This window comes from Alloacidobacterium sp., from assembly GCF_035631355.1.
Classification (GTDB): domain Bacteria; phylum Acidobacteriota; class Terriglobia; order Terriglobales; family Acidobacteriaceae; genus Alloacidobacterium.
The window spans coordinates 65,084-88,526 of sequence record NZ_DASQIX010000016.1 but is presented as its reverse complement, the minus strand read 5'-3'; the positions used below and the strand labels follow the sequence as shown (position 1 = coordinate 88,526).

The window sequence follows — 23,443 nt, the reverse complement described above, 5'->3', positions numbered from 1 at the left end:
GCGTCGCGGATTCGAGCCTATTGAAGAAGACACATCGGCCATGCCGCAATATGCCAGTTTGATCTTTTACAGTCTGGCCGCGCGCTATGCCGAGGTGTTGCAAAATGCCGCCGAGCTTTCCGGAAAAAAGCTGAAGCGGCTGTCGATTGTCGGTGGAGGCAGCCTGAACCAGTTTCTGAACCGACTGACATCTGAAGCTACCGGACTGGAACTCATCTGCGGAGTAGCGGAAAGCTCGACCATCGGTAACTTTGCAGTGCAGTTGGCAGCACTGGAAGGCGCGCGTCAATCTCGTGAGCGGATCGCATACTGGGCGGGCGTGCTGACCGAGATGCGGGAATGCTGATGGCCCAGTCAAAAGCACTGTCGTTAATAAAAACTATGTTTAATTAGTAATTCTTTATTGCCGTGAAAATCTTTTATTGCGTTTCCCAATCTTTTGGCCTACGCTTATGCCTAACTTTTGCGGTAGACCCCGAAGCGAAAACGTAAATTCTTATACTGTTCAGCGTTTTCATGGATGAAGTTGTATAGTCAGCTGTACAGGAATACTTCATCGTCCAACTTTGAGGCCTTTAAAAATATGACGTTCTGCGTCTCCACTATTGCCGGGTACGCGGCAACGTCGCCCGCGGAAGCTGTTGAGTCAAAGCTTAGGAGGCGAGTATGAGAAGAGTCGTCTTATGGTGCTTCGCTCTGGGGATGCTGCTGGGATATTCGGGCATCCATCAGTATGCGTGGGGCCAGCAGATTACAGCTGCAATTACAGGCACAGTAGTAGACGCGGCAGGTGCGGTTCTTAGCGGCGCAACTGTCACGGCCACAGACGCAGATCGTGGCACGGTCTACGTAACTAAAACAAATGACAGTGGCATATTCAATTTTACTCAGGTTCCGATAGGGACTTATGATGTGAAAATCGAAGCGTCCGGTTTTGAAACAACTGTCCGGTCGCACGTCACCTTGGTTCTCAACCAGACAGCGCGCCTTGATTTCAAGATGCAAGTTGGCGCAGTAACTAATACTGTCCAGGTCACATCCGAAGCTCCGCAACTGCAGTCCGATACGACGCAGGTCAGCACCCTCATTAATTCGCGAGCCGTCACGGATATTCCGTTGGCGACACGCAACTATGTAGAGCTAACATTGCTGGCTCCCGGCAGCATTCATCCTGACAATTCAACCTTTAACAATGGTGACAACACAGCTAGTGGTGGTCGTCCATATATCAATGGAAACCGCGAACAATCCAATAACTTCATCCTGGACGGGATGGACAATAACCAGACCTCCGACAACCTGCTGGCTGTCACTCCGGCTCCGGACGCCATCCAGGAATTCAACCTGATCACTTCGAATGCTCCAGCTGAGTTTGGCAATTTCCAGGGCGGAATTGTCAATGCCTCAATCAAGTCGGGCACTAACAGCTTCCACGGCGACGTTTGGGAATTCTTCCGTAACGATGTCCTGAACGCCAACCAATGGGAAAACAAATTCCTTGGTCCAGGCAATGAACTTAAGAGGGCGGCACTGCGCTGGAACATGTATGGTGGCACCATTGGCGGCCCAATCATAAAGGACAAACTGTTCTTCTTTGCCGATTATCAGGGGCAGCGATTCGATCACCCGGCGAGCAGCAACTTCATCACCGTTTTCACTAATGCCGAACGCAATGGTGATTTCAGCGCACTGCTGCCGGGCATACAACTGAAGGACCCAATCACAGGTGCGCCTTATACGAACAATCAGATTCCTACGTCACAGGAAAATATCGTGGCGCAAAATCTTTTTGCCTCCAAATATTATCCGCAGCCAATTAACGGCAACTCCATCAACAACGCCGTCAATACCGTCACACAGGCATACAACGACGATCAAGGTGACGTTAAAGTCGACTACAACATAACGGAGAAGGATCGTTTTAGCGGCCGCTACTCGCAGGCATATCAGAATGATCCTGGAAGTAATTCACTGCTGATTCTTGGCAATGGCTTCGCGCAGGCTCCGATTCACAACGTTGTGGGCACATGGACCCATACCTTCAGCCCCAGCATCTTGAACGAAGCCCGCTTCGGGACAAGCTGGATCACCCTCTTTAACGGAGCCGCCTTTGATCCCAGCATTGGCGACCTCGGAACATCACTCGGAATCGCCAATGCCAACAGCGCTGGTCCCGGCCTGTTACTGCTGGGATTTAACGGTGGCACAGCACCTTCTCCCGGAGGGGGCGGCACACTTACCAATGTTGGCAGCAACGTAGTGCAACAGGATTTCGCTGATACAGTGATTCAGTTTAACGATGGATTGGTGATCACCCATGGCAAACATGTCTTTAAGACAGGCTTCCAGATGTGGCGTTATCGGGTGAACACTTTCTATACCGGCAACAGCGGAGCCTATGGCTCTATCTTATTCAGCGGTCAGTTCTCTGGTGATGCGGGAGCCGACTTCTTCCTGGGTTATCCGGAAGCGACCGGCAAGGGCGTCAGCAGCGGCGGTTCATGGCACCAGTTCTCATGGACCTATGCGGGCTACTTCCAAGACGATTGGCGGCTGACTCCATCGCTGACTTTGAACCTTGGACTACGCTATGAAGCACATACGCCCTGGGTTGAACTCAACAACCTGCAGGACAACATGAACCTTGAAACCGGCGAAGTGGAATATGCCGGAAAGAATGGCAACAGCCGCGCTCTCTACAACTCGGTGTACGGACAAAATGCATTTCAACCCCGCTTCGGCTTTGCCTGGTCGCCGGAAGCTCTACACGGCAAGGCGGTCGTTCGCGGTGCGTACACCATCTCCTCCTATCTCGAGGGTACAGGCACAAACCTGCGCCTTCCACGAAATCCTCCATTCACGCCGGCTGAAGTTACTGCGACGTACAAAACCCCCAGCTATATGACTCAGCAGGGGCCAGGTGGAGCCTCCCCGACAGACCCATTTGCAGGAGCTGTTATGTATGTGTGGGACAAGACTGTTCAACCCGCACAGGATCAGCAATGGAACTTCACGGTGCAGGACGCGATCACACCGTCAACAACCATCCAGGCTGGTTATGTAGGCCAACATGGAACCCACTTGATGGTTCCGACTCCATTTGCCCAGGAACAGCTGGTCAACGGACAACCGGAGCCGGGGGTGTACTTCCAAGGTCCCAATTCCATACTCTCTGACATCTCAACTGTGTCAGGAACGGCTTCGACCGGCTACATGAACTACAACGCTCTGCAAACCGTATTGCAGCAGCGACTTTCGAACGGTCTTGAAGGTCAGGTGGCTTACACCTGGTCGCACTGTTTGACCAACAACAGCGGATACTACGGCACGTGGGGATCGGCCACACAGGCTACTCCGGCGTCGCCGTACTACCAGAACCTGTATAACCCCGGCGCCGATTACGCCAGTTGCTATTACGACTCCAAGAGCAATCTGTCAACCTATGCTACTTACGAGCTGCCTTTTGGTAGAGGTAAGAAGTTTGGTGCTGATGCGAATAGGGTTGTTAATGGAGTGATAGGTGGTTGGCAAGCTTCGACCATCATTTCCATCCACGGTGGTTTTCCGCTGGCCGTCTATGATGATTACGATGCGTCAGGCACCGGTGGCCGCGGTCCTCGTCCAAACTGCGGACAACAGCAGATATTCGGACGGCAAAAGAGCTTCGGATCCTCAGGTGCTTTCCAAGGCTACCAGTGGATGAGTCCTTCAGGATATTCGGAGCCTGTTCCTGGAACATTCGGTAATTGCCCGGCCCAGGGACCTGTCAGGGGACCTGGTTACACCGACACTGATCTCGGACTGTCGAAAAACATCCACTTTAGCGAGAGGATGTACATGCAATTCCGCACTGATTTCCTGAACGCATTTAACAATGTGCAACTGGGGCACCCGAATACCAGTTTTGCGCCAAATCCCGGAACCTTTGGGTTGATCAACACCTCGCAACCCGCAAGAAACATCCAATTTGCGCTGAAGTTCTACTATTAGGCGCGACTGATACACTCAGGGGCAGACACTCATCTGTCTGCCCCTTAATTTTTGTTATGCGTAGATTCCCCGAGCCAACCTTCCTAATATTCATGACATTCGCGGTTAGCCTTTCATCCGCTGCTCAGACATCAAATAAAATGACCGCTGTAAGCGCAAACACGACAGCCGAACATGCCGCATCGCTTGCTGAGAGCGGGCGTTGTTCCGAAGCCTTGCCCCTGCTGGCGAGGACAGCGTCACATATTAGCGACAAAGAATTGCAAAAGAGGTCCGGACTCGACGGCGTTCGCTGTGCGACATTGCTGCACGAGTCTGGGTTTCTGCTTGATTTCCTACGAATGCTGAATCAGCAGTTTCCGCACGATCCTGAAGTTCTGTATATATCCGTGCACGCTTATTCTGATCTTTCTACGCGCGCCGCGCAGGAACTGGCCCATACCGCGCCGACTTCGATACCTTCTCTCGAAATGGACGCGGAAGCGAATGAAGTGCAGGGTAAGTGGGACCAGGCAGAGAAAGACTATCGCAAGATTCTCGAAGAAAATCCACGCTATCCAGGAATTCACTTTCGATTGGCGCGCTTGCTGCTCTCCAAGCCGAACCCTCCTGCTGATTTCCAGGAACAGGCGAAGAAGGAGCTCCTGCAGGAACTGGACATCGATCCGGCGAATGCAGGCGCGCAGTATGTTCTGGGAGAGCTGGCGCGTCAGGCGAACGACTTCACAGAGGCTGCCGAACGCTTCACCAAGGCTACGCAGCTTGATCCGGGCTTTGCTGATGCTTATATGGGGCTAGGCATGTCTTTGCTGGCCCAAAAGAAATATGCCGATGCAATTAGTCCGCTGGAGAAGGCAGTCAAGCTACAGCCCGGCAATCCGGCGGGGCATTACAGTCTTGCCACCGCCTATGCGCGCACTGGACGCAAGGAAGATGCAGAGCGCGAGCTGGCCCTGCAGCAGAAGACCAGTCAGGGGAGCGCGAATCCGCAGTGAGCTTTTCGGCAACAGAACTCTCGCGCAGGCGCTTTCTTTGGACGATTGTCGGTGCTGCTGGATTTGCTAAATTTGGCTGCTTTACTGAATCGGCATTTGCAGCTCAAGCGTACCCGTTTGAAGGAGTGCCCGCATCGGCAAGCCATATTGCTTGGGTCCATACCGCGGGAAAATCCGCGGAGAAATATCTGCCGGAAACAACCGGTGCTGGCTGTGCGTTTCTCGATTACAACAATGATGGATGGATGGACATCTATCTCGTCAACAGCGGCAAGTGCGACTTCTATAATCCCAATCCGCCGCTTCGCAATGCGCTTTATCGCAACAATCGGGACGGGACTTTCACCGACGTAACGGAGAAAGCCGGCGTGGCTGGTGGAGGGTATGGCCAAGGCGTCGCGGTTGGCGACTACGACGGAGATGGCTTCCCTGATATCTACGTCACGCAGTATGGACGCAGCATTCTGTATCACAACAATGGCGACGGCACCTTCTCCGATATAACGGAAAAAGCTGGTATCGCCGCTCCCGGGTGGGCGTCAAGCGCGGTATGGTTTGACTACGACAACGATGGGCGACTCGACCTGTTCGTCTGCCAGTTTGTCGACTTCAGTAAATCGAAGAACCTTCCCTGCGTGACCTACAACAACAAGCCGGGTTATTGCGTTCCGCGACTTTACAAGCCAATGCCAAGCTGGCTCTTTCATAACAATGGAGACGGTACATTTACCGACGTCAGCTTGTCGTCGGGTATTGCGAAGCATCTGGGGAAAGCCTGGGGTGCGGTTGCGGCTGACCTGAATAAAGACGGCAGGATGGACCTCTTTGTCGCCAACGATACGACCGCGAACTTCCTCTTCATGAATCGCGGCAACGGCAAATTTGAGGAGATTGCCGCCCTCGCGGGTGTGGGTTTCAGCGAGACGGGCCGTCCTCGTTCGGGAATGGGTGTGGATGCCGCAGACTTCAACCAGGACGGATGGATGGACCTCTTCGTGGCCAACATTGACCATGAAAAGTTTTCGCTTTACCAGAATAACCACGACGAGACGTTCGACGACCAGGCTAACGTCACTGATATCGGTTCGGCAACACGTCTGATGAGCGGCTGGGGATTAAAGTTCTTTGACTATGACAACGATGGTGATCTCGATCTCTTTCTTGCGAACGGTAATCCCGATGACATGATCGAGACCATCGAAAAAGACGTAACTTACCGCGAGCCGATGCTCCTTTTTCACGGCGATGGGAAAACATTTCATAACGTGAGCGCGGAAAGTGGCCCGATCTTCGCGCGGCCGCTTTCTGCAAGAGGTCTCACCATTGGCGATTTCGACAACGACGGCGCGGTGGACGTTCTTGTCTCAGTAAATGACGCAGCGCCGTTGCTGCTTCGTAATACCGCCGCGCAGGGCAACCACTGGCTGGGTATCAAGCTGGTAGGGAAGAAGGCAAATCGCGATGCGGTTGGCGCGCGTGTGACATATCAGGCCGGAGATTTGAAGCGCAGCCGGACGAAGGTTGGCGGCGGAAGCTTCCTCTCATCGCACGACCCGCGCCTGGTGCTCGGTCTCGGCAAGCGGACGAAGATTGACTGGCTGGAAGTGAAATGGCCGGATCCAAGCGACGCAACCGAGCGATTCACCAATCTGCCAGTCGATAAATACATCACCATCATCGAAGGCGAGGGCATAAAGTCCTGAGCGATGGCTTAGGACTGTGCTTTCGGAGGCCAAGAAATCTGGCCGTTGCGATGGTAGGCAAGGTTGGCAATCTGGCCGGCGCGCGCCGCAGCTATGCCGGTTTCAACCGGAGCGTTCGGCTCCTTGCGCGAGCGGACACACTCGAAGAAATTCTGCATATGCGAAATAGTTCCATCGCGGAAGCTCTCCGACTTGAGTACAGGATTCTGCTTCTTCTGCACGCCTTCGCGATATACGGCGAATCCGCTTCGATCGATCTTCAGCGTTGCCTCCGTCCCGCGAAATTCAAGACCGCCGTCATCAATGGACGAGGCCATCATGCCCTCATAGACAACGTCGAACCCTGGGTAGCGAAAAGCCGCCTGTACAGTATCTGGGCAGTCCCATTGTTCAAAGATGTATTTATTGCCTAGCATAAATGCTTCATGCGGCTGGTCGGCCTTCATGGCCCATTGCGCTACGTCGATCCAATGCGTGAACAGATCAGTCATGGCGCCACCGCCAAAGTTCCAGAACCAGCGCCAGCGGTAGAACTTTTCTTCGCTGAAAGGCTGATCTGGAGCGGAGCCAAGCCAGAGCTTCCAATCGAGCGCCTGCGTGTCCACCGGCTTTGACTTTCCTCCGCGCAAATAATTCTGCCACCAATAAGTCCGCACCTGCGGTACGCGGCCGAGACTGCCTCCTTGAATCAGATCAACGGCGTCCCGAAAGTGGGCCCAACTGCGTTGCTGCATGCCGCATTGCAGAACCTGCTTGCTGGAGCGAACTGCGCGCGTGAGGGTCGCGCCTTCTTCAATGGTGTGTGTCACCGGTTTTTCCAGATAGACATCTTTGCCTGCGGAGAGCGCGTCCACTGCCATGCGAACATGCCAATGATCAGGCGATGCGATGATGACGGCGTCAATGTCTTTGTCCAGCACCTCGTGATAATCAAGATGGGTGGTGGCAATGCCGTTTGATCGATCCTTGACCGCATCGCGCCGTGGCGCGTACACATCGCTGACGGCCACAATCTGGCAGGGCCCGACTTGATCGGCACAATCGAGCAGCGATTCCATGCGTCCCCCCGCCCCTATCACTCCAATGCGAATGGTATCGTTAGCGCCAAGAACTTTGGTGGAAGCAAGTGCCGTGAGACTACCTGCAACGAGAAAACTGCGACGAGTGGTCTGAAGTGACATTGGTGTGTCGTGCCCCTTTTTATTTCCCGTCAATCTTATATCAACGGTTGTTGTAATCAGGTGCAATGAAGGCTGGATGGGAAATATCGAGATTACTTATAGTGCAGGGAGCACACGCACCGCTGACATACGGGATTTTGCGAAACGTCCAGCGTGCTTCGGAAAGTTTGTGCGGTTTCATTGTTCAGGGCTTCTTCAAGATTTGCTGTCTTGATGCTGCCAATCTTTGGATGAAAGAAGCAGGGGCGCACGGTTCCGTCAACTTCGACTACAGCAGAGACCCACGGCGCATTGCACCGCGGCGCTTCTGCCGGAATCTGTCCCAAGTATGCCCAAAAATGTCTTGAAATACGACGAAGCTTCTCTTCTGGTTCGACAATATATTTTGAACGGATATCGGCGCCGAACTTGCGAAGAAGCAGATCGATCTCCATATCAAGAGCATCGACCTCATCCATCGAGAGCGCAATCTCGCTCTGGCGTTCTCCCGGCCAGACGAGTTCCCGGTTGAAGGCTTGCGAAGTTACGTCGGCGGCAAGAAAAGAAATTGAGTCAAGGCCAAGAGAGTGAGCCGCCTGTACCGTTTGCCTTAGCAGCGTATGATTTGCTTTCTGCACCGTAGTGCGCCCGTGAATAGGCATTTTCGGATTCAATCGCCGCACTGCGAGGATGCCTTCTCGCATCAGTTGGAAAGCTCCTCGCACGCGACGGACACGATCATGGATTTCTTCAGGCCCATCGAGTGAGACGATGATCTCATCCACCGATGAAGCCACAAGGTCTGCGCGTTTCCTAAGCAGCAGTCCGGTGGAAAGCAGCGTAATTGTGACGCCGCATTCTTTAAGAAAGGAACAAATCGCGCCAAGATTGCTGTGCATTAAAGGTTCGCCGCCCGTCAGCACGATCTGGCGTACACCCAGATTGATGATCGAATCTCGATGATGTGTAAGACTCTTGACATTCAGTTCGCCGTTGCTATCACGTTTCCAGATATCGCACATCAGGCAACGGCAGTTGCATCGCTCGTGAACGTTCAGAATCAGAATAGGTAATTTCGTGATCTGATTGGAATAGTCAGTATTCCGAGAGGAGTTCAGTTTTTCGCTTACAGCTATGGCCGGCATAGTAAACGCCCTCCTAGACGAACCTGGCTTTTACCAAGAACATCCTCAGCTTCGCGAAGCAGGTTGTCTATCGGTGCTCGGAGCCAGCGAACGCTTCCATCAATGGATAGTGGCTCTAATCCTTCTCTATCGTCTTGTGACAGTTTCTCGAAAATTGGCTCTGAAGCAAGTTGCACACGGCCTTCCAGCAAAACAAGTTCGATATCGTTCGCTGAGAGCGAACAGAGGACTTCGGCAGGATCGCCATTTCGGTCGCGCACAGCGATGAGGTCAGCCAGACTTCCTGGCCGAATTTGGCCGCCATTTTCAGAATGGAGGATCGAACTGGGAGAGTCCATTACTAATGAGTAAAGCCTTTGCGGAGTCAGTCGGCATGTCTCCACTGCAAAACGAATCTCATCGAGGAGATCGCCTGTTGCCGTGAGCGAAGAATCGCTGCCCAATGCCAGACGTGTGACTGAATTCAGGATTTGCTGCGAAGGCGCCTTGCCAAAAAGGAATTGATTTGAAGACGGGCATGCAATCAGAGATGAGCCTCGCGTGTTTAGCAGCACTATGCCATCTTCATCTAGGGCAAGTCCATGCACGATCACAGTTCGCTGATCGAGCACTCCGAGTTCGTCAAGTGTTCTTAGTTCTGCTGACGAGCCCTCATCGATACCCTCGCAGGCATGAATGATAAAGGGATGACTTTCAGGCGTATTGTCATGCGCGGCCTTTACATCTCCTGCAAACGCAAGCGAATGCTCCCATCCAAAATGTGAGATGGCGCGCACAGGAAAATCTCGCTCCAGCAAACACGGATCGATCGGATTGTGATGACAGACGGTTGTGACTCCGCTAAGTAAATTGCGGATGCCTCCCCACCACAGGCGCGTACGTTTTGGAACTCTTCGATGCAAAGCAATGACATCTGCATCGTTTTTCTGAATATTCTGCGCCCACTGCGTAGCATTTTGATAATGGCCTCTGCCAAGTTTTGGAAAGAGAGCAAATTCCAGATGATCATGGGCATTAAGAAGTCCGGGAAAAAGAAGATATCCGGAGAGATCAATTGCTCCAGATCTTGCCATTGCCTCTGAAACTCGGCTATTTATTGTCTCAACTGTTCTCTCATTTGTCATAAGAGCCGCTGAAGTCTTCTCGTGCGGGCCAACCGCGCATTGTCCTCTATAAAGAAGCTTTTTACGCAGTGGTGACTCCGTATCAGAAACAGGAGATTTAAATAAATGCAGCAGATAGATTGCAGGTAAATGCTCTGCTTCGGCAAAGTAATCAATTTTGTCATGTGCGGCAAAGATGCCCTTTTCCGGCAGGCCGAAAGAGGGCTCTATGATTGTCCGCACAATAAAACCTTCAGTACTAAAGGTTTTGACAATCTCTTCAATGCTGCGATGTCTTGCCGGCAGACTCATCTTTGCTTCGCTTGTAGAGAATGCGCGCTCCCAGTGAAGGCTGACGGCTGTTTCCGGGTGCATATCCGTTAGTACTAAATTGCCCTGCGGTCTTACGACCCGTGCAAACTCTTGCGCGACTTTGCTCAAGTCATCGACGTAGCTCAATACAAACGAAGCAAGCAGCACATCGATACTGGCATTCTCGATAGGCAGTTCAGTACAAGGGGCTAGAGACAACTGCGTATTCGGAATATGTCTAGCTGCCGCCTTTGAAAGCATTTCCTGCGAGAAATCCATGCCATGCAAAGTCCGCAAATTCAATTGGCTTAGTTGAGCGAGCCATCTACCCGTGCCGCAGCCAACGTCAAGAACGTCACGTCCTTTAATTCTCGGAAGAAGGCGGAGAAGGTAGCGCTCTTCGAGCGCCAGGAGGGGGTTCTGCCGAAGGTCATAAACTTCTGCCCAGGCTGAAAACGCGTCTTTAAGCAGCGTTTCGTCCGCGACCTGAGTTGATGCGCTCACAGACTCTCGCGCTTCGGTCTTCTCAGTTGAATCAACTGGTTGGCCCATTGCAACTCAATTGGAAAGCTGTAAATGCGAAGCGCATAGCGCCATGCGCTAAGTGTTTTCAGCAGCACGCGACTCCAGCGCGGCGCGCGTATATCCTGCACAGTCGGCCAGCGGGAGCCAATCACAATCTCAAAGTTATCGATCAATTTCTTGGTCTTGTGCTTCATCCACGGCGCTCTTGTGTCGATGCGCAATGTAAAGTCCATCCATGGCTTCGTGGCCCATTCTGCCGGCGTATCCGGAAACGATATCTTTCCATCTACATCGCCATACATCGCTCCGCGCTGTGGAGTTGGGGTGTAGTGCTGCACAATAATCTCGGAGTCTGGATTGATGCGTTTGATCCTGCGAATGAATCCCAGGGTTTCCTTCGTATCGCGTTCCGGATCATTCGGATTGCCGACGACAAACGAAAATTCCGGAATGATTCCGAAATCACGCGTGCGGCGCGCCATAGTCAGCGTTTGCTCGGTGGTAATTCCTTTCTGCATTTCTTTGAGCGCCCATTCTGACCCGGATTCTGCACCGAAGAAAATCATCGCGCAGCCCGCGTGTTTAATGGCCGCCATCGTTTCGTCTGAATAGCGTGACATGATGTCCACGCGGGCCTCGCACCACCAGCGCAAGTTGAGCGGGATCATCAGGTCCATCAGTTTGCGCGCGTGGTCTTCGCGCAGAAAGAAGTTCATGTCATAGAACTGCACAGAGTCTGCGCCGTACTCTGAGACTAGATGCCTAAGAATGGCTACAGTCCGCTCTGGCGACTCCATGCGCTCTTCGCGTCCATAGGCGGCATGTACGCCGCAGAAGCTGCAATTAAATGGGCAGCCAATGCTCGCATGATGCACAGCAGTGCGCTTTCCGAAGAAGGATGGGCGCAGATATTTCTCCACCGGCAAGCGATGGAATGGCGACCAGGGGAATGCGTCCGGCCCCTTCATTGGGCGTTCTGCATTATTTCGATGTAGCCCGAACGCGTCTTTGTAAGAAAGCCCGAGAATACTGTCGAGCGTGCGTTTGCCGCGCAGAGCATCAATCAATTCCAGCAGAGTGTCTTCGCCCTGGCCGCGCACTACAAAGTCCACATATTTCGCGTTTAACGCTGCCTCATGATAGATAGACGGAAAATACCCTCCCCACGCAATCCTGACATGTGGTCGCAATTTTCTTATCTCGCGCGAAACTTCCATCCCGGCGGCCATCTGTGGTCCAGGCATGCAGGACACTCCGAGAAGTTCGACGTTATGCCTGTCGATAAGAGACAGTATTGAATCAACAGGCTTCTCATCCACATTTCCGTCTACAATCTCGTACTCTTCGCGGCCTTCCAGCACAGCAGCCAGAGCAAGCACCGCGAGAGGAAGGCGGCGGTTGCGAGGCCTGGTAGCACGCGGATGAAAGAGGATGATCATGGACCTAGCATTTCTCCAGCAGCAGCAGCATGTGATCGCCAATATTCCGAAAGAGCGGGAGATCGCATACGGCCTTGTCAAAGCGCATCATTGCAGAGAGCAGCCGAGGATGTTTGCCGATCCATCGTTCCAGATAAGACGGCGGAACAGAGATGCCGATGCCCGTTACTGAGCGCAGCGTGAATTCAGGAGCAAAGGATTTGCGCAGCGCTCTAATGGTTGGGTAGTAAACGAAAAACGACTGGTTATCAAAGCTGACTGGCGATACTCCACGCCAACGGCGCACAGCTTTGCGGAAATTGCCTCTTGCTGTGTAGTAAAACAGTTCCCAGATACAAAATCGCGTAGAAAAGCAAAGAAGCAGCTTCGCTCCTGGATGCAAAAGCGATGAGAGCGTGCGTGCGACCTGTCGAAGATCGGCAACACAGTTCAGGCCGGAGAAGTTGGAAAACACGCCGTCACACAGCTGGTGCCCCGCTAATTCATATACGTGTTCCGTAGGCAACACCCGGAAACTTATCGAGGCATGCGGAGCCTCCAGATCCTTCCGCGCCTTTGCATGGTAGATCATCCGCTCTGAAGCATCACATGCCGTGACATGAATCCCTCTGTGGGCAAGGAACAACGCATCTTCGCCTGTGCCGCAGTTAAGTTCAAGGATGTGATCTCCAGAATGAAACGTCCTGGCAGCATGGTTCCACACGACTTCGCGTTGCGCACGCCCAACTGTCGAGAAAGTGAATGTCTCATCATAGCGAGCGGCCATCGCATCGAATGCTGCTCCAGCCGCATGACATGATTCGAGTGCGGTCGTCATTGCTCCACCTCAGCATAGGTGGAGAGCAATCCTGCACGCGATTCATGAATACGCGCTTCGAGCACAGGAAGATCCAACTGCCCAGATGCGTTCTCGTCCTGCAGGAGCCGCGCCAGAGCCACCTCGTCACGCAGCAGCTTGTCAGCATAGGCATAAAAGCGCCGGGTATGTCTGCCTTTAATTTTCAATTCCCGATCAGACGTCTTGCCCCACGGCTCGAGTTGCACAAGTCGATCAGCAACTCTCTTGTAATATGGCGTTCCTTTTATCGGGTAGGAAACAGTGGTAAAAAAAATGTCTGGTTGCGAAACGCTAACATGGCGGATTGTGGCCTCAATGTCTGCGAGGTCTTCTCCTTCATAGCCCCACATGAGAAACATGCCACTCTGGATGCCGCGTTCGCGACTCATCCTTACGGCGTTCTGCACCTGCTCTATCTTCACGCCGCGCTCCATCGCATCGAGAATGCGCTGCGACCCGCTCTCTGAGCCGATCCAGACGCGAAAGCAGCCAAGCTCTGCAAGAATGTCCAACATTTCAGCACTCAGGCGGTCGGCGCGCGAGATGCACTCAAACGGAATGTGCAAATCACGGCGGCGCATTTCGCTCGCATATGTGCGCATCCACGCGTGATTGATGGTAAAGACATCATCAGAGACCCATGCCATGTCGGGAGAGTATGTGCGAAGCAGCCATTCCACTTCATCCACTACAAGGACCGGATCCCTCCGGCGATGTGATTGCCCGAACACCTGATGGCTGCACCAGTTACAGCGATACGGGCACCCGCGGGCTGTAATGAAGTTGACCGAGCCGGTTCCATGGTGCGTCCGCCACGTCTCGACATAGCGCTGAATGTCAATTGCCTCTCGCGCAGGCCACGGCTGTTGATCAAGATTGGCGATCTGTGCGCGTGGCGCCGTCTGGCGCATCTGTCCGGCGTTATCGAGAAAAGCGAGGCCTGCAATTTTAAGAAAGTCTGTTTCTCCGGCGCGCACAGCCTGCAAAAGCTCTTCCATCGTTACTTCGCCTTCGCCAAATACGACGAAGTCCGCTCCAGCCTGGAGATATTCAAGTGCGTAAGCGCCCGGCTCTGGCCCTCCGACGATTGTCTTCCATCCTGCCTCGCGCGCAACAGAGAGAATCTCAATGACATTGCCGCGTGTCATCAGATTTGCATACATACCAAGCACAGAGGGCTTTTCCGCACGAAGAAAATTTAAGAGCTCTTCGCGGCGGGAAAATGTTGTATCGAATACGTCGACGCTGAATCCTTTGTTGCGAAGGTGTGAGCAGATATAAAGAATTCCCAGTGGAGCATAGGGCTTCATGATCTGCTGTTCCTTGGGGTCTTCAAGAAGAAAGTAGCCGTGCGTGAGCAGGAGGTCTCGCATCAGATTCCTCTCGCCGCAATCAACTCGCTGACTGGAAACAGCCCTGATGGCAACTCAGTCGATTCCGCATTCCTGCTCACGGGTTCCAACGCATAGACACTCTGCCACTGTTCTTCAATGTAGGAATTCTTACCTATCCCACCCGAATACCAATTGCTAACCTCAGCATGAAGCGCATCCCGCACAGCGCGGTAGAAGCTGCTCGTGTAAGCGGCCTTAAACATGATGCAAAGGTCATCGCTGTCCGCCCAGTTGCGTTTAGCACCGAGCTCTGCCTGCACACGCTGATAGAAAATGGTTCCCGGCAGAGGATAGGAAAACGAAATGCCGATATCATCCGGGCGTGTTCTGCGGACGAACGCAATCGTTTCCTGAAGCTCCTCCCATCGTTCCCCCGGGTATCCGAATTGCAAAAAATAGCAGGCCCGTATTCCAGCTCTTTGCAAACGCCGGCGTGCAGTCACAACGGCTGAGAGTTTCAGGCGCTTGTCCATGGCGTCCAGAATTTTTTGTGAGCCGGACTCTACGCCCATCCACACTTCAGCACAGCCGGCCAATTTCAATGCAGCCACCGTTGATTCACTCATCAGGTCGGCGCGCGATTGAATCTTGAATGGAACAGAAGCGTCTCGCGCCTTCACTTCGACGGCAAATTCCTGCACCCAGTTGTGATTCAGCGCAAAAATGTCGTCGCCGAACCAGACATGCTCCGCCTGCGCTTCCACCTTGAGTTGCCGCATTTCTTCAGCGACTTCTTTCGCCGGACGCAGATGAAACTTATTGCCGGAGATGGGCTTTGCGCACCAGTTGCAATGGAAGGGGCATCCTCTGCTGGCTGCCATGTTCATCGAAAAGTATCCGTGTGCCTGCTTCCAGGCCTTCCGATATGGCTCTAGATCAATCAGGCTTCGCGAAGGCGCTGCGAGTGCAGCCCATTCAGGGTTCCGTGAATGTCTTTGCGAACTATATGCAAGATGTTTTTGCGCATCAAGGCGGACGAGTCCAGCAATATCGCTGACTGGCTCCGAACGCAAAAGCGTAGAGCACAGCTCTGCCAACGTTTCCTCTGCCTCACCTTGCAGTATGTAGTCCACATCGTTATCCAGAAACAATCTGGCATTGTCGGTCGCGTCCGAACCGTGCGCGATTACCGCCGCACCGGCCTGACGGGCGGCTGCTGCAATCATGAATGCAACCTCTCGCATCCGTGTCAGGCACATTTTGGAAAGAAAATTGAAGTCATCTTCGTAGATGGCGACAATCCGCGGACGATGTCTTTCCAATGCGCGAGCGATGCCTGTGATCGGTTCCTCAAGCATAGGATCGAACACTGCAACCGAGATGTCTTTGGCTTGCAGCGCTGAAGCCGCATACAGCGTGCCGATAGGTGAGTACGGCGACATCTTGCGCATCTGTTTCTGGTCGTACGGAAGGTGATACGAGTGCGTCAGCAGCACATCGGTCTGGCTGCCAACTACACGGCGCTCTTTTCCCAGATCGCTCATATCAGCACGCAGCTTCCGCCGGAGTATTCGCAAGCCGTTTAGCGTCCACGGCAGGCTTCATGGCGGTGTACTTTTTCAGCTTGTTGTTCAACCAAAGCTCCACAGGAAATTTGTAGATGTCCCGGTCGAGTCGCCACCGGGCAGGAAAAGAAATGCTCTTCTGCGCAAGGCGAGTGATTGGGCCGCGTCTGTCGGCCGCAATGGGAATGCGATCGAAGGCGATGCGGAGATAGTCGCGGGTTACCTGCAGACGCGTGTGTTCTGCTCCGTCAAGCCACGGCAGTCTTGTATAGCGCGGAAAGAAGTCAGCCCATGCTTCCAGCGATTTGGGAACTTCGATGCCAAGTTCCGCGGTTTTCTCGAAGATAGGCGAGCCTGGATATGGCGTAAAAATGTTGGTCCAAAACTCGGTGCCGGGAAGACGTCGGCACATGTCCATCATAAAGTTGATGGTTTCGCGACGCTCTTTTCTGCCTTCGCCCGGAAAAGCGAAAATGATGTTGAAGGAAGGACGAATGCCCGCGGCAAGACAGCGCGATGCGCTTTCATTGATCGACTCGAAATCCTGCCAGTCCTTATGCATGGCGCGGAGAATGGCATGCGATCCGGAATCGACTCCCTGGCAAATCTGGTGAAGACCGGCCCGATTCAACAGTTTGAGGTCTTCAACGGAAAGGCGCGAGGTGAGGTTCGTCGTCGCCTGAATGCTCCAGCGATAGTGGGACTTCTCGCGCACCAATCCCTCTGCAATCCCGCGTGCGCGATCCAAATCGACCAGAAAATTGTCATCGACAATCCACAGCATCTCCAGCGCATATCTGCGGCTGAGATCCACCGTCTCTTCGACGAACTGTTCCGGTGGCAGCGCATTCCATTTGCGTCCATATACGCCGGAGTTCGTGCAGTATGAGCAGTTGAATGGGCACGCCAAGCTTGAGGTGTACATGGCCCAGCGTCTGCCGCAACTGCGCTCATAAGCATCGAAATCTGCGATGTGATAAGCCTTCGGCGGCATTTCGACCAGCGGTTTCAGCGGACGTTCCGGCGTCATAATCATGCGCCCGTCGCGCTTGAAGCCGATCCCCGAGACAAAATCCGGAGCTGAACCATTCGCGATGTGCTGGACCAACTCCAGAAACGTGTCTTCGCCCTGACCACGGACGATGTAATCGACATAAGGAGCCTCGAGGGTCTGCTTCGGCAACAGGGAAGGATGCCATCCGCCAAGGACGATGGGAAAATCGGGGTTCCAAGCCTTCACGGCCCGCGCAATCTCGACTGTTTCCCGAATCATTGGTCCGGTTACGAGCGAAACGCCCAGGCAAAGCGCGTCACGGACTTCATTCAGCACGCGCTGTTTGAAATTAGGCGTGATCGTCGAGTCCACCAGAACGATCTCAAAGCCGGCGCGGAGCAAAGGAGTGGCAACAGCCAGAATGCCAAGCGGCGCGGTGGCCTCAGAGCTTGCAAACGACGGAAAAAAGAAGACAATTTTTCGAGATTTTCGCAAGGTAATGCCTTTACGCTTGCGACTAGAGTAAGAAACGCGGAGCTTGAATGTGTCTCCGGATTGTCACAGGAATGTCATCTGTTCTTCAGGGAACAGCCAGATTCACTGATCGTGTAAGGTCTTCATCGGCTCCAGATGAGACGCGCGCCATGCCGGAGCAAAGCTGGCCACTGCCGACACCGCCAGCAGGATGATGCTGACAATGGCAAAGGTGAAGGCATCAAGCGGTCTTACTCCGTAGAGCATGTGGCTGAGGAACCTTGTGAGCGAAGCAGAAACCGCCAGCCCGATGATGAGGCCTATCACCACAAGCCGCAAACCGCGTTTCATTACCATGCGCAATACATCCGCGCGCTGCGCGCCAATCGCCATGCGCAGCCCGATCTCGAAGGCGCGTTGAACGACGATATAGGACAGCAGACTGTAGAGCCCTATCGCCGAGAGCAATAGCGCAACCCCGGCAAAGCAGCCTAACAGCCATGTCTGGAAGCGCGGTTGCGCAGAGGATTTCGAAACGTAGCTTTCAAGCGTGGCCACCTGATACACCGGAACTTCCGGATCCAATTGCGACACGATGCCGCGCAGCATATTGGATAGGTTCGCCGGATCGCTGCTGGAGCGAATGACGAGGTAGGGGTTCGTAATCACTGCCTGCGCGTATGGGAGATAGTACATAGGCGCTGCATCAGTAGTAAGCCCCAGGTGCTTCGTGTTTCCTACTACTCCTACCACTTCGCGCATCGGATGCACCAACACGTCATCGCCCAGTTCTGCCCGGATACGCTTGCCGATGGGATTTTCACCGGGGAAGTATTTGTCCGCAAATGCCTGATTGATAGTGATAGCCGGTGCGCTTTTCAATCCATCCTGTTCCGTGAATGTGCGACCTGAAAGCAGCGGAATGCGCATAGTTTCAAAGTAGCCGGGCATGACCACGCCTATGTCCTCGCTGGGCTCGTCTCCCTTCGCCACAGGTTTACCTTCAATGGCAATCGAGACTGTGGCGTGGCTGTCGGAGAAAGGCAGCGGCCATCCCGCCGATGCCGCTTTTATCCCGGGCTGCGCTGACAGCTTCGTCAGTAATTGTTCATAGAATTGATAGTGCTGGTCATGGTTATATCGGTGGTCGAACGTAACTCCAAGTCTTGCCGTCAGCACGTTCCTCGCATCGAATCCCGGATCAACTTGAAGAATGTGGATGAAGCTGCGTATCAGCAGTCCAGACGCAACCAGCAACACCAGTCCGATGGCCGTCTGTGCAATCACCAGGCTGCTTTGCAGTCCATGCCGGGCGCGGCCCCCGCTTGCATGACGCGAACCCTCGCGCAGCGCGGTAGTCGGCTCAACCTGCGACATGCGCCATGCCGGCAGCAGGCCAAAAGTGATGCCGGTGAGTATTGAAACAATGACGGCGAACGCCAGTACTGCGCCGTTGACGGACACCTGACTGATGCGCGGAATCTCAACCGGCAGGAGGCTGATGGTCGCTTTGAGCAGGCCCCCCGCAAGTGCAATTCCTGCAATGCCGCCACATAAGGACAGAATCACAGACTCAGCAATTACCTGCCGCATGATTTCGCCCCGGCTTGCGCCTATGGCCGAGCGCAGAGCGAATTCGGCGCTACGCTGTGAGCCACGCGCCAGCAGAAGCCCGGCGACATTCGCGCAGGCGATCAAGAGCACCAGCGCAACCGCGCCAAAGAGTACCCGCAACGCAGGTCTTGTGTCTCCTGTCAGATGTTCAAGCTCGGGTTCAGCGAGGGCAGAGGTGTACCACTTGTTGCTGTCCGGATATTGCTTCGCAAGATTGCCGGCAATCACGCTCAGGTCAGCTTTTGCCTGCTGCAAAGTCACTCCAGGTTTCAGCCGCCCAATCGTTTCCAGCGTATCAAAGCCGCGCTGACTGGTTGCCGGGTCCTTTCCGCCAGCATCTGTGGCGAGCGAAATCCATAGCTGCGGCGCAGGGTCATCGAGAGGGAATTGGAAGCTCTTTGGCATGACGCCAGTGACCGTATAATCATCATCGCCAAGCTGGACCGAGCGCCCAACAATATCTTTCGCAGAGCCGAACGCCGATTGCCACAACCCATAGCTGAGCATCACGGCGCGGTTGCCGGGTTTCTCTTCTTCCCATCGGAAATCTCTGCCGAGCATGGGAGCTATGCCCAATACCTGAAAGAAGTTTGCAGAGACCACCTGCGATTCAAGGTGTTGCGTTTCTCCATTGCCGAAGAAGGTCACATTTCCGCCCCGGTAGCAGGCAATGCCGCTGAGGGTATGGTTCTGCGCGCGCCAGTCGAAGTAGTCCGGATAGCTCAATGACTCTGCCGCTATCCCTGGGAGGGAGTGGTCCTGCTGATTCAGCCACACCAGGCGGTCCGATTGCGGGAACGGCAGCGGTCGCAGCAGCACTCCATAGACGAGGCTGAAGATGGTAGTCGTCGCTCCGATACCGATGGCAAGCGTCAGAACCGAGGTGATAGCGAATCCAGGATTCTTGCGAAATTGGCGCAGAGCATAGCAGAAGTACATTGGCTGATCCCTCAAGCAAACGAATTAGAGCAGGTCACGGGCCAATTCTAATAAGTAGCTAAGTCGCTGATGTAAAATAGATTACGGGTATGCAGCAGCTATCCTCTGACCTCTTTGGCGTTCGATTTCGAGAACCCAGTGACCGGAAATGGACGCGCTGCCGCCGCTCAGTAGTAATACGGCGTCTTCGCTGTCCATGGTGATTTTGGATAACGCTGGTGCAGCAATTGGAAAGCGGCTTTGCCGACGACAGAATTTTGTGCGGCATTTTTCTTTTCTTCGCGCCAAGCGTTTATTCCATAGTGCGTCGCTCGTACAGTTAAGGCCAGGGCCTCAGGCACATCTGGATCCAATGGATGGACTTTTGCGTAGTCAATTGCGTGCTGGCCAAGGTAAACAGGGCCACATGGAAGCTTCTGAAGTCGCTCGTATTCCTCTTCCGCAGTTTTCTGTTCTTCAATACTCAAAAAGGAAACTGGCTGAGGCTCACTCAACCTTTGCCTTTCCTGTTCGGATGTGTAGTACTGCGTTTGCCAATCATGGCACCACCAGTTATTGCGGAAATTTTCAAGATAGCTGTAGCTGGCGAGGCGGGACACTCCCGGCTCGAGAAATGGACGGAGGCCCGGATTTTGCAGGATGGCGAGCACAGCCAGGAAGCCAGTGCTTGCGTCTGCAGTCTCGCGAATGGATTCCGGCAGAAGAGGAGACAGCGCGGCAGCGCTGGTGTTGTCTTCCAGAACGATGCTGCGAACCCAGGCGGCGAGCGCGACATCCTGACGCAGATTGGGAGGAAGGCTTGGAGAAGAGGCGGCTTCGACGAGACGGCGAAGCGGAACCTGTCGATTCAGGATGGCAATAGAATCGTCAGCGAATTGAAGCGGCGGAGGCGGCCCAGGGAGCTTTACCTCGCACGTTTTGCACACTGCCCGTTCCTGCGTTACAAAGGAGTCCTGCCGGGCCATGGCGCCGTTGGAATTTGATTCAAGCAAGTTGCGTGGCGCGTAGGTAAGGAATTCGTTGAAGTCGCGCGCCACCTGCATCCGCTGTCCGAAGAAGGCATTCAGAGCGGAGCCGGGCGCTTGCTTACGCAGCCCGCGCAGGATTACGTCGAGAAGGGAACGCGCCTCATCCGCGCGGTCTAGTCCGATAAGCAGGCGTATGCGATGGAAGGCCACCGTTTCGAACGCAGAAGACGAGGCTTCGATGCGTGTGGCTGCAATCAATAGGTCAGGCGTGCCCGCATCTTTTGGATTGGCGAGCGCAATGGCCACCACCAGCCACGGCAGAGCATGGGACTGCTGCCATGTAGCAAAAGCCGAGTTCCCGGCGGACGCGCTACGAAATGCCACAATCCACGCGTAAAGAGGCGGCGGCGTGGCGACAGGAACCTTCTTGTAAAAGACATAATTCAGGTCGTCAAGATCCTGCTGGAAATTCGGATCAGGAGCCGGCCCCGCGAGCGCGGCGGAAATTTCAGCAAGCCGCTTGTCGGGTTCCGTTCTAATGCGGACAAAGTTCAGCTCATTGACAATGGACTGTCGCGGCAGAGCAGAATCATGGTGTTGTAGCAGGCCCTCAAGCATCTGCTGCGCCGACTGCATGGTCTTCATATCGAAGCTGGCAAGATTGCCCGACCAGGGGTCAGTCTTTTTGCCCAGCGAAAATGCCAAACGCACTTCCGCCCGCGCAGCGAGGTATTCACCCCACGGCTGCCAGGGTGAGCTTTTGTCCTGTGCAAGGATCTCGAACTGCCGGCGCGCGTTCTCGTACTTTCCCGCATAGAAATTTGCCGCGGCGATTTGATAGTCGCGGTCGGCAAGCAGCAACGCCGGGCTGCCCATTGGCGCTGCGGGAGGCGTGGCAGGTGATTTGCCACTGCAATTCGAGAAGACGGCATCCTGCGCGCCGATCCAGTCCTTCAGGTAAGGACTCTGCGCGCCCCATGTGTTGGCGCGGTCGTTCACCGTAAGAACAGCAGTCTTGAAAGCGGCATCCGGACAGTTGAGATAGTCAGGGAAGTAGTAGACCTCGTTGTTGCCTAGATTCTGCGGCGCTTGATGCTGCTGCACAATCTCGCCATCAGCGGCCGCGTATTTCGCGCGCACAGCTCGCCATTGGTTGACTGGTTTTGCCGCTTCTTCCGCTTCATATTCCGCCCCAGACTGCTCTTTGCGATGCGCGTAAGCGGCCTGCTCCTGATCCGAGAGTTTGTCCCCATTCAAATAGCGATATGCCACAGCCAGTTCGTTCGAGTCAAAAGTCGGTTGCAGAATGCCTAACTCACCTCGGCCAAATTTCTGCTGGTCGTCCGGGTGCGTCATGCGCACGAAGACATCCGGCTCGAAGTCAGGCCCGCAGGCTTCAACCGTGATGAAAGGGAGCAAAAGAAAAACAGCCAGCGTAAGAAACGGCGCAAATTGTCTTGAGATCATGGGAGTTTCCGTTCAAATTTTGCTGGCGAGTCAACACGCCAGCCGTTATCAGGGAACAGGTAGATACGCTTGCCGGCAATGTCAGGCGGCCATGCTTCCGCGGTTGAAATCCCAACGGAAGCCTGGCATAGCGCCTCGCGAATGCGGAACTCGGCGACTGAGACAGCGGCGCGCCTGCGGTCAGGCTCCATGCGGAAGAACATTGGTACCGCCTCGTCAATCGGCAGGCCGGGCAGCCAGTCGTCATACGAACACCACGATGCCAGCGCAGTAATGGACAAAGGCAGATTTGGCGGCATATGTTGCCGCAGATCGACCAAAAGAGCACGGTAGAACTCCCGCTGCGACCGGATAGCATCAAAATCTATCTGGAGGGCCGCGATGCCGGGCTGCTCCGCGCTCGAAAGAATGGCATGGATCGCCTGTCTGCGTGCGTCGTCGTCAAGTACAGCATCTGACGCGGTTTCCAGCCTGACCACCGGGATTCGCGCCGCATCTCTGGGGAAAATGATCGGCTCGCGGCGTGGCTGGTTGCGAACATACAGGCCGAAAGTCAGCGTCTGGTCAAGATAAGCGATGGCAAACTTGCTAGTATCGAGGCTGCTGAGATCTTCCCGCCGCTCCCAGGCCCAGAGCGTCAAGCGGGGTAGCGAGATCATCCTTCGCGGGAGCCGCGGTGCGGCATCAGAATGAATGTTGCAGCACAAAGCCAGCAGGACCAGTGCGATGGCCTGGCCTTTGACAGTGTGGTGGGTCCGGTTCATGGACGAGCAGCCCCACAATGCAACAAGCCGGGGGCGGGGTCAAGTGGAATCTTCTTTCGTGGGGCCAAACCCCGATACGATTCGTTAGGCGACGACTGACAAAAAGGAGCATAC

Annotated in this window: 15 protein-coding genes; 4 read left to right on the top strand and 11 right to left on the bottom strand. The window is 54.2% G+C overall.

Annotated elements, in window-relative coordinates; all coding sequences use genetic code 11:
* The 4 genes from VEV40_RS04310 to VEV40_RS04295 form a co-directional block, all read left to right on the top strand.
* On the top strand, nt 1-346 hold a 346-nt coding region (locus VEV40_RS04310), incomplete at its 5' end, for an FGGY-family carbohydrate kinase (protein WP_324830422.1).
* Between the two features lie 320 nt (nt 347-666).
* The gene (locus VEV40_RS04305; protein ID WP_324830420.1) at nt 667-3,990 is read left to right on the top strand and encodes a TonB-dependent receptor; all 3,324 of its coding nucleotides are present in this window, start codon (nt 667-669) and stop codon (nt 3,988-3,990) included.
* A 140-nt stretch (nt 3,991-4,130) separates the two neighbouring features.
* Nucleotides 4,131-4,985 carry a tetratricopeptide repeat protein gene (locus VEV40_RS04300; RefSeq protein ID WP_324830419.1) on the top strand — a complete coding sequence of 285 codons (855 nt, stop codon included), beginning with the start codon at nt 4,131-4,133 and terminating at the stop codon, nt 4,983-4,985.
* Nucleotides 4,982-6,688 carry a CRTAC1 family protein gene (locus VEV40_RS04295; protein WP_324830418.1) on the top strand — a complete coding sequence of 569 codons (1,707 nt, stop codon included), beginning with the start codon at nt 4,982-4,984 and terminating at the stop codon, nt 6,686-6,688. The genes VEV40_RS04300 and VEV40_RS04295 overlap by 4 nt, the downstream gene beginning before the upstream one ends.
* A gap of 8 nt (nt 6,689-6,696) precedes the next feature.
* On the opposite strand, the gene VEV40_RS04290 is transcribed toward VEV40_RS04295, so the two are convergent.
* From VEV40_RS04290 to VEV40_RS04240, 11 genes are all read right to left on the bottom strand, one after another.
* Entirely contained in the window at nt 6,697-7,869 is a 1,173-nt protein-coding gene (locus VEV40_RS04290; protein ID WP_324830417.1) for a Gfo/Idh/MocA family oxidoreductase, read from the bottom strand.
* 92 nt (nt 7,870-7,961) lie between these two features.
* On the bottom strand, nt 7,962-8,993 hold the full coding sequence (locus VEV40_RS04285) for a radical SAM protein (RefSeq protein ID WP_324830416.1): 1,032 nt from the start codon (nt 8,991-8,993) through the stop codon (nt 7,962-7,964).
* Nucleotides 8,981-10,960, bottom strand: coding sequence for a methyltransferase domain-containing protein (locus tag VEV40_RS04280; RefSeq protein ID WP_324830415.1), 1,980 nt, complete (start codon nt 10,958-10,960; stop codon nt 8,981-8,983). The genes VEV40_RS04285 and VEV40_RS04280 overlap by 13 nt, the downstream gene beginning before the upstream one ends.
* A complete protein-coding gene (locus VEV40_RS04275) occupies nt 10,909-12,372 on the bottom strand; it encodes a B12-binding domain-containing radical SAM protein (protein WP_324830414.1) in 1,464 nt (487 codons plus the stop codon). The genes VEV40_RS04280 and VEV40_RS04275 overlap by 52 nt, the downstream gene beginning before the upstream one ends.
* 4 nt (nt 12,373-12,376) lie before the next feature.
* Nucleotides 12,377-13,189, bottom strand: coding sequence for a class I SAM-dependent methyltransferase (locus VEV40_RS04270; protein WP_324830413.1), 813 nt, complete (start codon nt 13,187-13,189; stop codon nt 12,377-12,379).
* On the bottom strand, nt 13,186-14,583 hold the full coding sequence (locus VEV40_RS04265) for a B12-binding domain-containing radical SAM protein (protein ID WP_324830412.1): 1,398 nt from the start codon (nt 14,581-14,583) through the stop codon (nt 13,186-13,188). Before VEV40_RS04265 ends, VEV40_RS04270 begins: the two co-directional genes overlap by 4 nt.
* Nucleotides 14,583-16,088, bottom strand: a complete 1,506-nt coding sequence (locus tag VEV40_RS04260) for a radical SAM protein (RefSeq protein ID WP_324830410.1) — start codon at nt 16,086-16,088, stop codon at nt 14,583-14,585. Before VEV40_RS04260 ends, VEV40_RS04265 begins: the two co-directional genes overlap by 1 nt.
* Nucleotide 16,089: 1 nt before the next feature.
* Nucleotides 16,090-17,598: a B12-binding domain-containing radical SAM protein gene (locus VEV40_RS04255; protein ID WP_324830409.1), complete on the bottom strand. Its 1,509-nt coding sequence runs from the start codon at nt 17,596-17,598 to the stop codon at nt 16,090-16,092.
* Between the two features lie 102 nt (nt 17,599-17,700).
* Entirely contained in the window at nt 17,701-20,130 is a 2,430-nt protein-coding gene (locus VEV40_RS04250; protein WP_324830408.1) for an ABC transporter permease, read from the bottom strand.
* A gap of 167 nt (nt 20,131-20,297) precedes the next feature.
* Nucleotides 20,298-22,565: a hypothetical protein gene (locus VEV40_RS04245; RefSeq protein WP_324830406.1), complete on the bottom strand. Its 2,268-nt coding sequence runs from the start codon at nt 22,563-22,565 to the stop codon at nt 20,298-20,300.
* On the bottom strand, nt 22,562-23,329 hold the full coding sequence (locus VEV40_RS04240; protein WP_324830405.1) for a DUF3142 domain-containing protein: 768 nt from the start codon (nt 23,327-23,329) through the stop codon (nt 22,562-22,564). Before VEV40_RS04240 ends, VEV40_RS04245 begins: the two co-directional genes overlap by 4 nt.
* Nucleotides 23,330-23,443: the final 114 nt, after the last annotated feature.

Excerpts from the sequence above, each read along its gene's own strand:
- VEV40_RS04305 (WP_324830420.1), top strand. The coding sequence starts at position 667 with ATGAGAAGAGTCGTCTTATGGTGCTTCGCTCTGGGGATGCTGCTGGGA.
- VEV40_RS04300 (WP_324830419.1), top strand. The coding sequence starts at position 4,131 with ATGACCGCTGTAAGCGCAAACACGACAGCCGAACATGCCGCATCGCTT.
- VEV40_RS04290 (WP_324830417.1), bottom strand. The coding sequence starts at position 7,869 with ATGTCACTTCAGACCACTCGTCGCAGTTTTCTCGTTGCAGGTAGTCTC.
- VEV40_RS04285 (WP_324830416.1), bottom strand. The coding sequence starts at position 8,993 with ATGCCGGCCATAGCTGTAAGCGAAAAACTGAACTCCTCTCGGAATACT.
- VEV40_RS04280 (WP_324830415.1), bottom strand. The coding sequence starts at position 10,960 with ATGGGCCAACCAGTTGATTCAACTGAGAAGACCGAAGCGCGAGAGTCT.
- VEV40_RS04275 (WP_324830414.1), bottom strand. The coding sequence starts at position 12,372 with ATGATCATCCTCTTTCATCCGCGTGCTACCAGGCCTCGCAACCGCCGC.
- VEV40_RS04270 (WP_324830413.1), bottom strand. The coding sequence starts at position 13,189 with ATGACGACCGCACTCGAATCATGTCATGCGGCTGGAGCAGCATTCGAT.
- VEV40_RS04265 (WP_324830412.1), bottom strand. The coding sequence starts at position 14,583 with ATGCGAGACCTCCTGCTCACGCACGGCTACTTTCTTCTTGAAGACCCC.
- VEV40_RS04260 (WP_324830410.1), bottom strand. The coding sequence starts at position 16,088 with ATGAGCGATCTGGGAAAAGAGCGCCGTGTAGTTGGCAGCCAGACCGAT.
- VEV40_RS04250 (WP_324830408.1), bottom strand. The coding sequence starts at position 20,130 with ATGTACTTCTGCTATGCTCTGCGCCAATTTCGCAAGAATCCTGGATTC.
- VEV40_RS04245 (WP_324830406.1), bottom strand. The coding sequence starts at position 22,565 with ATGATCTCAAGACAATTTGCGCCGTTTCTTACGCTGGCTGTTTTTCTT.
- VEV40_RS04240 (WP_324830405.1), bottom strand. The coding sequence starts at position 23,329 with ATGAACCGGACCCACCACACTGTCAAAGGCCAGGCCATCGCACTGGTC.